The sequence below is a fragment of the Geminocystis sp. CENA526 genome (genome assembly GCF_050753365.1).
In the GTDB taxonomy this organism is placed as follows: Bacteria; Cyanobacteriota; Cyanobacteriia; order Cyanobacteriales; family Cyanobacteriaceae; genus Geminocystis.
In genome coordinates this window covers 1-11,059 of the sequence record NZ_JBLZFY010000118.1, presented here as the reverse complement: position 1 = coordinate 11,059, position 11,059 = coordinate 1, and the positions used below count along the sequence as shown (strand labels likewise).

Here is an 11,059-nt window from a genome sequence, read left to right as displayed (position 1 = left end):
GTAAAATAAAAAATGACAACTAATTTTAGAAAAAATATTCTCGACACCCGCATATTGTGTCGCAATACATCCCACAGCTAAAGCAATCGATGCTCTTTGCGAAGTTGTTGTAAAGACAAGGTGTTAGGTATTAGGTATCAGGTAAAGAAATAATTATCATTAGCGAACTACTAAGTCAGGTATGATAATAGATTGGTAAGTTATTGTAAAAAATATGTCGAATATTATTAAACCAAAATTAATTATACATGGCGGAGCAGGTAGTTCTCTCAAGGGTAAGGGAGGATTAGAAGCCGTCAGAAAATCTTTACATGATATTGTTTCGGAAGTTTATCAACTATTGTTAGAGGGAAAAAGTGCTACGGAGGCGGTAATTAAAGGATGTGAGTTGTTAGAAAATAATCCTCGTTTCAATGCCGGTACTGGTTCTGTATTACAATCTGATGGACAAATTAGAATGAGTGCTTCTTTAATGGATGGAGAAAAACAGAAGTTTAGCGGTGTAATTAATGTTTCGAGGGTAAAAAATCCCATTCATTTAGCAGAAAAACTACAACTTGAGGACGATCGAGTCTTATCAGATTATGGTAGTGCAGAATTGTTAAGAGAGTTGAATTTTCCCATTTATGATCCTTTGACGGATTTGAGGTTACAGGAATGGATTGAGGAAAGAAAGGAGAATTTCACTAAAAAAATGGCAGGGGTAGTAGCCGAAAGTGAGGCTGGTAGAGGTACGATCGGGGTTGTAGCCTTAGATACTCAAGGAAGAATTAGCGCAGGTACTTCTACAGGGGGTAAAGGTTTAGAAAGAATTGGTAGAGTGAGCGATTCTGCTATGCCGGCGGGAAATTATGCCAATGCCTATGCAGGAGTTAGTTGTACTGGTATTGGGGAGGATATTATCGATGAGTGTTTAGCGGCGAAAGTGGTTATTCGTACCAGTGACGGTTTATCGTTACAAGAAGCCATGAAAAAATCTATCACGGAAGCCTTAGAAAATAAACGGGATTTAGGGGCGATTTCCCTCGATCGAAATGGTAATATTGTCTGGGGTAAAACCAGTGAAGTTTTATTAGCCGCTTTCCACGATGGAAAAAATATTGGTGATTGCTTAGAATGGGATAATGATGAACTTATCGGTTCGATCGATATTTTATGATTAAATGCGTTTTAGTTAAGTCTTAAAAGGTATCAGGTATCAGGTTGCAGGTATTAGGTTTAATTCAAACTCTTAATTTAGGGGTTGCTGAAAAAGTCTTTTGATGAAGAGAGGGAAAAGGGAAGAGTGAATAAGTTATAAAAATCAAGGTTTTGAGGCTTTGTATTGGCATATAATTACAAGGTTATTTTTAAGGAAATTTAGTAAAAATTGCTAAAACTGGACACTTTTTTAGTAATGTAGTTTGTCTAAACCCTTGATTTTAATAGACTTCTGATTTATTCAGCAAACCGGAATTAATCCCCAAAATTTTTTATCTAATCCTGCTTGTTTTAATCATTCATCTATTTTGTATCAATACTTATTCCATATTGTGCGCTCGAATTTAAACTAGGATTATCCAAATTTTGTAACCATGCCCACATTTGATCCCCATAGGAAAAATGCCACCATTCTCCTTGATGACGGCGAAACCCTGCATAAGTCATTATTTCTAATAGTATCTCTCGATTTTGGTGAAAAACTTTTTCTTGGGGAATAGTAGAGTTTTTGTAATAATCAGGATTCGATCGAGGCGATAATTCATCAATTTCTCCGCCCATATCAATATCTCTACCATTTTCATCGACTAAAGTTAAATCAATAGCAGAACCAGTACTATGGGGAGGTGGAGTTAAAGGGTTATCGCAAGGAATAGCCCAAATTTGATAAACTTCTTCGTAAATAGAGGCTTTTTCTTCGGCAGTGAGAATATTAATATCTAAAGATCGATCGACACAGATAGAATTGAAAGTATAGTCCACCATGAAATGCTGTACCCACACAGGGCGATAAGCGTCAAAAATTTTTATTTGCCAATGGGGTTGAATTTCCCTTAATTTTTCCCTTGCCGTTAATAGGCGATTCAAAACCCCAAGCCGTAGATAATAAGGGGATTTGCCATGATAATCTGCCCCTAATTTAACATAAGCAGGAGGATTTTCTAAAATAAATCGATCGTCTGGAATGGGAATTAAAGGCTCGTTACACTCTACTATAGATATGACCTGATAAGGTTTCATCAATCCTTCCTAAGTAAGTATTAACAGAAAACGGAGAGAGAGGGATTCGAACCCTCGGTGGAGCTATAAACCCCACAACTTCTTAGCAGGAAGCCGCTTTCAACCGCTCAGCCATCTCTCCAATGGACATTTACATATTATAACAGAAAATATTTATCTTTGGCAAGAAAAAATTAAAAATCACTAATGGGCATCTTTAAAAATACAGGCAGGATGCCTGTTATACCGTGATGAAATCATAATTTCTGGAGAAGTTTAATGAAATATGAAGAATTAAAACTATTCACTATTCACTATTCACTACTTATAGGCTTTAACGCATTCTGCCACTAAAGGGGCTACTTGATCAATATCTTTCCAACCTAGAATATTAGTTTCTTTTTTCTCTAAGTTTTTGTAACTACGGAAAAATTCGGCAATTTCGTCTAAGACATGGGGTGCTATATCTTTCATGGATTTAACGTGATCATAGCGTGGATCTTCGGCTGGTACACATAATATTTTCTCATCTCGATCGCCCCCGTCAATCATTTCTAACATACAAATAGGACGAGAAGCAATGACACAACCAGGGAAAGTAGGTTCATCCATCATTACCATACCATCTAAAGGATCGCCATCGTCTGCTAAGGTATTAGGTACAAAACCGTAATCATAGGGATATTTTACCGAAGAAAATAAGACTCGATCGAGGATAAAGGCATTCATATCCTTGTCAAATTCATATTTATTTTTGCAACCGCCGGGGATTTCGATTAAGACGTTAATGATACCTGCTTTGGGTTGTGCAGGAATACGAGATAAATCCATTTTTAATAGTTCCTTAACTTAAGTTAACAAATACGGTTAATATTTAACCATAAATTATGAACTTACGCATCAAATCAAGAATATAGAATTAAATTGAGATATATTAAACTTGATTTTAGCTTCTTTATTCTTTACCTAATTATTCAATTCTCTAAATTAGAAAAAGTATGTTGCCTTTTAATTGGGAAATCAATACAACTATTATTGCTGGAAGTTGTCTCTGGTGTTTAGCTTTATATATTAGTTTTGCTACCCTACGGGAATCAGTTATCGATGGTTTGTATCGTTGGTTTAATTTTGCTGAACGTTTCCTTTATACTTCAGATGCCGAATTTGAACGCACTCGTAAAGGTAGAGAATCTCAAAATGCTTTTTTTGCTTCACTGATGAGTATAATTCCTTTTTTGATTATGGGTATTTTATTTAATTGGTTCATCGATGTTATTCTTGGTAGAAATTGGTTAATTAGTATCGGAATCCTCGCTTGTATTTCTTGTGCAGTTTATGATTTAGGAAGACGAGACTCTCAACGATAATAGAGAATTAAGAATTAAGAATTAAGAATTAAGAATTAAGAATTGTTGTTAATTAATAACCTAGCGTGTAATAAATTACACGTCTAATAGAGTAACGTTCAATATAGCAATTTTCGTTATGGTGAGGTACAAAACTTATCGGTATTCGGGAATAGGGAATGGGCAATAGGCAATGGAAAGTTGTATAAAAAACTGTACCTCATCGTTTTAATAAACGCTATAAATTGAACTCTAAATTTTTGTTAAAAAATTACTAAATATTTACTATTAATTATTCATGAGATATTTTAATGAAAGTTTAGCGGTAAGTCAAAGGATATTAACAGAACTGATTAGAAGAAAAAGAAGTCTTATTTTCTGGTCTATATTTCCTATTTTTATCCTGATAATTAATAGTTATATCATTGCCGAAAGAGCAAAAATTACTACTGCTTTAGCGATGAAAATATCAGCTCCTTCTAGCTTGGTGGGTGCAGGTTTATTTTTTAGTTGTTTAGGAGGTACGATCGCAACTATTGTCTCAGAAAGGGAACAAAAAACCTTAAAAAGATTATTCATTTCTCCTCTCAATGGGGCTTCTTATTTTTTAGGAATTTTATTTTCCCATAGCTTTATTGGACTTTTACAAACTTTATTTGTTTATGGACTATTATTCATAGTTCTATACCTTAAAGAAATGTCTATTTCAGGCTCTATTTTTTTAGGTCTAATTGTGATTATTTTAAGTATCATAAGTTATGTGGGAGTTGGCTTTATCTTGGGAACTCAACTAGCTAAAAGAACCGAAGATGTGAATACGATCGTGGCAACTTTTGGCGTACCTTTATTAATTATAGGAGGCACTTTTTTTCCTAGTTCTTTATTTCCCGAAAAACTCTTAGAAATTGCTCAATTTAATCCTATATTTCACATGAATGAAGCCTTAATTGCCCTTTGGGGGAGAGCAAAATCTTTTGAGGATATTCAAGGACATTTTTTCTTTTTATTAATCTTTTCTATTGTTATGATTTTTCTCGGTTGGTGGTGTTATGAGAGAATGATTACCAGAGAGAAAACCCTTTAAATTACGCTGAGAAGAACTATATAGCAATTTTAAATGTAGGGCGATGCACCGCCCACCAATAACTACAAATAGTGTTAAATTTTTAGAGAAATAGTTATTTAATGTAACTTTTATTAAAATCAAATCTCACAATTATAATTCAATTTATTAAATAGTTATTTCAAACCAATGAAAATTCTAATTAGTAACGATGATGGCATTTTTGCCCAAGGCATACGCACTTTAGCCAATACGATCGAATCTCAGGGACATCAAGTTACAGTAGTAGCACCAGATAGAGAACGATCGGCAACAGGGCATGGTTTAACCCTTCATCAACCTATAAGAGTCCAAAAAATTGAAGGGGTTTTCAATCCTGCCGTCAGGGTTTGGTCATGTTCGGGAACGCCCTCAGACTGTGTTAAACTGGCTTTGAGTGCCATTTTAGAAGAAGCACCAGATTTTGTTTTATCGGGAATTAATCATGGTTCAAATTTAGGTACAGATATATTATATTCGGGTACAGTGTCGGCGGCTATGGAAGGTTCGATCGATGGTATAACTAGCATAGCCTTTAGTTTAGCCAGTTTTACCCTGCAAGAATTTCAACCTGCGGCTAATTTTGCCGTCAAACTCATTCAGCAATTAAGTGAAAATCCCTTACCTGAAGCAACTTTACTCAATGTGAATATTCCTCCCGTTACCGAAAATCAAATCAAAGGCGTAAAAATCACCCGTCAAGGCATTAGACGCTATATCGAAAATTTCCAAGAAAGATTTGATCCCAGAGGAAAAAGTTACTATTGGTTAGCAGGAGAGTTAGTGGAAGAATTGAATCAACCAGAACATATATACTTACCTCCTGATTTAGCCACCGATGTCCAAGCTATTAAGGAAAATTATATAACTATAACTCCATTACAATACAATTTAACCGATGTGGTAAGTGTTCAAAGGTTAAAAGATTTTAGTGAAGAAAGAAAATCATAAAAGTCACTGTGAGGAAACAAAACAATGTCTATCAACTTTAATTTTTGCAACAAGTTCCTTATTTTGGATCAACTCAAGTAAAATTGAGAAAAGAATTTTAGATACAATCTTATTAAAACTTATTAAAATCAATGTCATTTTTACCAAAATATCGACCTGAAAAATTATCTTTAGGCTTCCTAGAAGAAGAAGTTTTAGAGATTATTTGGGATTTAGGTTCAGCTAGTGCTAAAGATATTCATGAAAGAATTTTAGCAGACCCAGAACGAGAATTAGCTTATGCTTCTGTCATGACAGTTTTACAAAGACTGACGAAAAAAGGTTGGTTAAAATATGTTAAGAAAAGTCGTTGTTTTTATTGGACTCCTCTCATTTCTAAAGAACAAGCTAAAGCGATTAAATCTTACGAACAATTAAACAATTTTTTAGCTATTAGTAATCCTGATGTGGTGGCTTCTTTTGCTGATAGTCTTGACACCGCTAGTGTAGAACAAATACAGGCGATCGCCGATCGATTAACTCAAATTCGTCAACAAAGAGGAGAAGATAAATAATATGCACTTTATACTCATTTTTACCGCTTTATTCATTGCCTATACCGTTCGATCGATTAGTACTTTTAAACAAGTTAAATATCAAAAAAAATGGGGCTTATCTTTGTTTTTATTTACCTTTCCACCCCTATTATTATTAATGACTTGTTTAACGGTTTTTTTAATGGGTTATCATGGGGAAATGTGGGGAATAAAAGCCAGTAAATTTAGTTATTATTTAGCAGAAGGTTTTGTTATTTTTGCCATTTTTACCCTGCTAAAAACTGTCTGGAATTTTCATCAATTATCATTATTAGTCAAAGAATATCCCTTAGTAAATATTAACGGTGAAGACATCAAAATTATTGATACACCTTTCCCTTATGCGGCTCAAGTGGGTTTTTGGGATTCTCAATTAGTCCTCAGTCAAGGGTTAATTAAGCTATTATCTCCCGAACATTTAAAGGCAGTAATTGCCCATGAAAACGCTCACAAAATGAATAAAGACCCATTCTTTTTCTTTTGGTTATCTTATTTAGAAAGACTAACTTTTTGGCTTCCTAATAATCAAAATTTATGGAATAATTTACTACTTTTACGAGAGTTAAGAGCCGATAAAATTGCTTCTAAAAGTGTCGATTTTTTACTCATCGCAGAAGCATTATTAACGGTTACTAATGCCTCGATCGAACTGGAAAAACCCCTTAAATTTAATTGGGAATGTCCTTTTACTAATTGCCGTTTAGAAGAAAGAATCGATAACTTATTGACAGAATCTGATGAATCTAATAACTTTAAATGGTGGCAAATAATCTGGTTATTTTTAGTCTTTATTCCTTGGATTTTTTATCCTTTTCATAATCCTTGTTAAAAAAATTGGTTCTTCTACTTTGAGTATGATAAATTATGTCTAAAAAATGTATCAGGTATCGGGGTAACAGGTATTAGGTTAAATTCAAACTGTTAATGTATAATAATTACATTTTTAAAATAATCAAAGCTATAGGTGATAAAGTTTATATTAATTATTTTCTATTAATTTGGCATAACTACTGTAGAAGAGCCAAAAAATTTGAATTTTAGCTTAAATGAAAACTGTATTTTTCGATTCTCTGTTGCCTTTTTGAGCAGGGTTTTTAAACAAGGGTGATGAAAAAATTTTGCCATGGGGAAGAAAGAAGCAACTCGGTGTCATTATGAGATGATAAAATAATCACTAAAAACTCCATTCAATATCTATGAGTCAATATATTACCATTACAGTCAACGGAGAGCAAAAAACTTGTCCTTCTCATCTTCCATTACCTGATTTATTGCAATCCTTCGGTTTTAACCCTCGTTTAATCGCTTTAGAATACAACGGCGAAATTCTCCATCGTCAATATTGGGATTCTACCACAATTAAAGAACTCGATCGATTGGAAATAGTTACTATAGTAGGTGGTGGATAGTCAGCTAAATTTTAAATTAATACGCATCTAAGTTTACCGATGGAGGTGGAAAAATTGAGAAAACCACACTTTTTATTTTCGGTTTACCGTCTTCTAATACTAATAAATTTGTGACATTATAAAAATAACAAACAAAGTTAAATAAATAATCATTACGTTAGTTATTAGGAGGCAATAAATTATGTCTTTAGTTCGTTTTTATCCTTTATCTGATATTAACTCTTTACATCGTCAAATGAATCGACTTTTTGATGAAATTACCTCTTGGGATAATCCTAATAATACTTTATTAAAACCCTCGATCGAACTATTTGATCAGGATAATAGTTTAGTATTAAAGGTATTAGTACCGGGTATTAACAAAAAAGATATTGATATTAGTGTCACCCGTGAAACAGTTAAAATCAGTGGTGAATATCGTCATCAAGAAGAAAATAAAGATAACGGTTATTATGTTTCTGAGTTTAATTATGGCAAATTTGAACGCACAGTTAATTTGCCCGTTGTCATTCAAAATGAAAAAGTAACCGCAGATTATTCCGATGGTATTTTAACCCTTAACTTGCCTAAAGTTGAAGAAGTGAAAAATAAAGTATTTAAAATTAATTTAGGAGAAGAAAAACAATCTTCCTTAGAAGCACAAGCCGATAACAATTAACAATTAACAATTAACAATTAACAATTAACAATTAACAATTAAGAACTAAGAACTAATTTTCTTCTATTCCTCTCCTCTAGTCTCCTAGTCTTCCCAGTCTTACCTTCATCAGTAAATGTAAATTCGTTTTAGCTTAAGAATTTGCTCTCCCCTAGCTTTGTTTAACGGGAGAATTTCTTTTCAATTTCTGACGAATGATTTAGGATTACTATAGATTATTATTTTTTATTTTAAAAACTCTTAGCTATAAAAATTACATATTATGCTCATCAGAAAAAATTTAAGGATTTTTTAATATTTCCTCGTCAATATAGCCAAATTTTTGTTACATTGAATTTAATAATTCGTAATAGTTGAGCAAGATATGCTATTAACAACAGAAAAAACTGCCTTATCCAAGATCGATCGAGAGCAGGATACCGTAAAATTAAGATTAGTATGGGAGAAGATAGATAATTTTAGTTGTCCTCACGATTATAACTTTCATTTACATACCAATTGTTCTGATGGACAATTAGCACCAGAATCATTAGTTGAACAAGCCTTAGCCATAGGTTTACGGGGATTTGCCATTACCGATCATCATAGCGTTAATGGTTTCTATCGTGCTAGAAATTATTTGACAAAACAGTCTCATCATAATCTTTTACCCCATTTATGGACGGGCATTGAAATTACTTCTGACTTAAATGGTACAAATGTTCATATTTTAGGTTATGGATTTAATCCAGAAGCCAAGTGTTTACAAAAGTATCTAACAGGAGAAGCCCCCTTCGGAAAAGATGCTCAAGCTAAAAGAGTTATTAATGCCCTTCACGAAGCAGGAGGATTAGTTGTTTTAGCCCATCCTGCCCGTTATCGCCGTAGTGCTAAGGAATTAATCCCTGAAGCCTCAGAATTAGGCATTGATGGAGTGGAAACTTATTACGCCTATGGTAATCCTAACCCTTGGTTGCCTAGTGAAATTCAAACTCCTATGATTAAAAGTCTAGCTCGACAATATCATTTATACACCACCTGCGGTACTGATACCCATGGTAGTAATATTTTAGTGCGTCTATAGGTTGTGGAAAAATCAAATTTATCTCAAGAGTCGATCGTTCGATCGAACTCAGATTATGATTGTGTTAACATTTTAATTATTTATCTCCATGAATACGATCGATCTAGTTGCTGAAAAAATGCAATATTTACCTCCAGAAAAACAAGAAAAAATTTTAAATTTTGCCTACTCACTTATGTACATTCAAAGTATAATCTTTAATACATCGTAATTTATAAGAAGAAATTGAAATAATGCAACGGAAATTGTAACTACCTACGTTAGGAAAATTTAAACTAAAAGGATATTTTCTCCATTCAACAATTGAGTCAGAATTTCTAAAATATTTCTTCCCTGTTTTCTTGCTGTTGATATTACCGAACGAATTAAGGCAAAATTTTGCCCACCTTCCATCGTCCGAAAACTTCCTGAGATTTTTTGCTTACATTTCATCATTCTTATATCTCTTTCGGCTTGGTTATTGGTAAATGGTACTTCCTCTTGTGTTAAAAATCTTAAGACATCTTCTCTATCCTTACTTAATCTGATTAATAAGTTATGTCCCGTTCGCCTCTTTTTCCTCCCTCGATTACTTGAGGATACTAATTCTGGTAACGATTGATGATATTCCAATCCTCTTTCTACGATTGAATCATACACTTTTTCTACTCTCTCGATTATCTCTAATGGTATTTTTCCCCCGTTATTATGCTTATATTTATTCGCCAATAATAATAATTTACTCATGGAGTTCGCCCAAGATTCTTTTTCTATTTCCATTAGGGCTTTTAATTCTCTTAAATGGTGTGCATTACATAAACCATGTTCCACTCCTTCTAGTTGATAATAAGAAGCGAAGTGATCATGGATAACCACTCCTTTCAATCCACTTAACTCATCGATATTTTTTCTCTTGTGTGATACTCTGTACCATGTTTCTTCTGATGTTGACACTACATGCAACCAATGATTTTTACCTTTGATTCTCATCCCCGTCTCGTCCAAATGTTTTACTCTGGCGGTTTCAATTTTCTCTTTTATTTGTCCCACCAATGGCACTGCTAAGTGTGCCATCGATTCGTTGATGTTAGCAAGAGTTTTTATTTATTCCCTTGATAGTTTCATCATACCAAGACCAAAATTCAATTTCTGACTCATAATTCTTTAATTGTCGATCAATTAAGATTGCTTTTTCTAAGCAACGGTTTAATCCTAAGATTGTATAGTTTTCACCAGTAGTATATTTACTTCTTGATTTATTTTTAGTTTTGAATTGAAAATATAATCTTTTACCCTCAACTAATACAGATATTCCTTTTGGCATTTGACTTTTGATTAATTTGAAATAATCAATAATTTCTTGATAACCCTTATACTCTGTATTTTGTTTCTTGCTCATTTCTTGCTCATTTTGATTGAAAGGCTATTAAATATGGACTTTAAAACAATATTCACTGTCATAATCAATGGCTAAAAGTATAACAAAAATATAATTAATTTGAGTTCGAGTCTCGCTCCGCCCACTCTCTACACCCCTTATCCCATTATCGTTTTAACAACTTTCATCTATACTTAATCAAACATCTTCAATTATTTTTCAACAATTTAAGATAAATTTTGACTAGAAACATTTTGCTTATATTGTCACCAAATGCTAAGAAAATTTACAACAACTTCGCAAAGAGCATCGATTGCTTTAGCTGTGGGATGTATTGCGACACAATATGCGGGTGTCGAGAATATTTTTTCTAAAATTAGTTGTCATTTTTTATTTTAC

At 33.2% G+C, this 11,059-nt stretch carries 13 protein-coding genes and 1 tRNA gene; 9 read left to right on the top strand and 5 right to left on the bottom strand.

The genetic code is table 11. The features are described from left to right. Positions 1-214: 214 nt before the first annotated feature. Complete coding sequence (locus ACN4EE_RS19930) at positions 215-1,159, top strand: isoaspartyl peptidase/L-asparaginase (RefSeq protein WP_431708246.1); 945 nt, start codon at positions 215-217, stop codon at positions 1,157-1,159. A 344-nt stretch (positions 1,160-1,503) separates the two neighbouring features. Here ACN4EE_RS19930 and ACN4EE_RS19925 read toward each other — a convergent pair whose 3' ends face one another. The 3 genes from ACN4EE_RS19925 to ACN4EE_RS19915 all read right to left on the bottom strand — a co-directional run bounded on the left by ACN4EE_RS19925 (position 1,504) and on the right by ACN4EE_RS19915 (position 3,030). Then, on the bottom strand, positions 1,504-2,220 hold the full coding sequence (locus ACN4EE_RS19925) for a M15 family metallopeptidase (RefSeq protein WP_431708245.1): 717 nt from the start codon (positions 2,218-2,220) through the stop codon (positions 1,504-1,506). Positions 2,221-2,251: 31 nt separating this feature from the next. Next, a tRNA-Ser gene (locus ACN4EE_RS19920) sits at positions 2,252-2,341 on the bottom strand. Positions 2,342-2,520: 179 nt separating this feature from the next. Next, positions 2,521-3,030 carry an inorganic diphosphatase gene (locus tag ACN4EE_RS19915; RefSeq protein WP_431708244.1) on the bottom strand — a complete coding sequence of 170 codons (510 nt, stop codon included), beginning with the start codon at positions 3,028-3,030 and terminating at the stop codon, positions 2,521-2,523. Positions 3,031-3,197: 167 nt separating this feature from the next. On the opposite strand from ACN4EE_RS19915, the gene ACN4EE_RS19910 reads away from it, so the two are divergent. From ACN4EE_RS19910 to ACN4EE_RS19875, 8 genes are all read left to right on the top strand, one after another. Beyond that, on the top strand, positions 3,198-3,566 hold the full coding sequence (locus ACN4EE_RS19910; RefSeq protein ID WP_431708243.1) for a hypothetical protein: 369 nt from the start codon (positions 3,198-3,200) through the stop codon (positions 3,564-3,566). A gap of 277 nt (positions 3,567-3,843) precedes the next feature. After that, entirely contained in the window at positions 3,844-4,629 is a 786-nt protein-coding gene (locus ACN4EE_RS19905) for an ABC transporter permease (protein WP_431708242.1), read from the top strand. A 168-nt stretch (positions 4,630-4,797) separates the two neighbouring features. Next, the gene (surE, locus tag ACN4EE_RS19900; protein WP_431708241.1) at positions 4,798-5,598 is read left to right on the top strand and encodes a 5'/3'-nucleotidase SurE; all 801 of its coding nucleotides are present in this window, start codon (positions 4,798-4,800) and stop codon (positions 5,596-5,598) included. Positions 5,599-5,729: 131 nt separating this feature from the next. After that, the gene (locus tag ACN4EE_RS19895) at positions 5,730-6,152 is read left to right on the top strand and encodes a BlaI/MecI/CopY family transcriptional regulator (protein ID WP_431708240.1); all 423 of its coding nucleotides are present in this window, start codon (positions 5,730-5,732) and stop codon (positions 6,150-6,152) included. 1 nt (position 6,153) lies between these two features. Next, on the top strand, positions 6,154-7,002 hold the full coding sequence (locus tag ACN4EE_RS19890) for a M56 family metallopeptidase (protein WP_431708239.1): 849 nt from the start codon (positions 6,154-6,156) through the stop codon (positions 7,000-7,002). A gap of 367 nt (positions 7,003-7,369) precedes the next feature. Then, positions 7,370-7,582, top strand: coding sequence for a sulfur carrier protein ThiS (thiS, locus tag ACN4EE_RS19885; protein ID WP_431708238.1), 213 nt, complete (start codon positions 7,370-7,372; stop codon positions 7,580-7,582). A gap of 181 nt (positions 7,583-7,763) precedes the next feature. After that, positions 7,764-8,240 carry an Hsp20/alpha crystallin family protein gene (locus ACN4EE_RS19880; RefSeq protein ID WP_431708237.1) on the top strand — a complete coding sequence of 159 codons (477 nt, stop codon included), beginning with the start codon at positions 7,764-7,766 and terminating at the stop codon, positions 8,238-8,240. Between the two features lie 364 nt (positions 8,241-8,604). Further along, the gene (locus ACN4EE_RS19875) at positions 8,605-9,303 is read left to right on the top strand and encodes a PHP domain-containing protein (protein WP_431708236.1); all 699 of its coding nucleotides are present in this window, start codon (positions 8,605-8,607) and stop codon (positions 9,301-9,303) included. A gap of 270 nt (positions 9,304-9,573) precedes the next feature. On the opposite strand, the gene tnpC is transcribed toward ACN4EE_RS19875, so the two are convergent. Both tnpC and ACN4EE_RS19865 read right to left on the bottom strand, forming a co-directional pair. Further along, positions 9,574-10,356: an IS66 family transposase gene (gene tnpC / locus ACN4EE_RS19870; RefSeq protein ID WP_431708235.1), complete on the bottom strand. Its 783-nt coding sequence runs from the start codon at positions 10,354-10,356 to the stop codon at positions 9,574-9,576. Between the two features lie 13 nt (positions 10,357-10,369). Then, entirely contained in the window at positions 10,370-10,681 is a 312-nt protein-coding gene (locus tag ACN4EE_RS19865) for a hypothetical protein (RefSeq protein WP_431708234.1), read from the bottom strand. Positions 10,682-11,059: the final 378 nt, after the last annotated feature.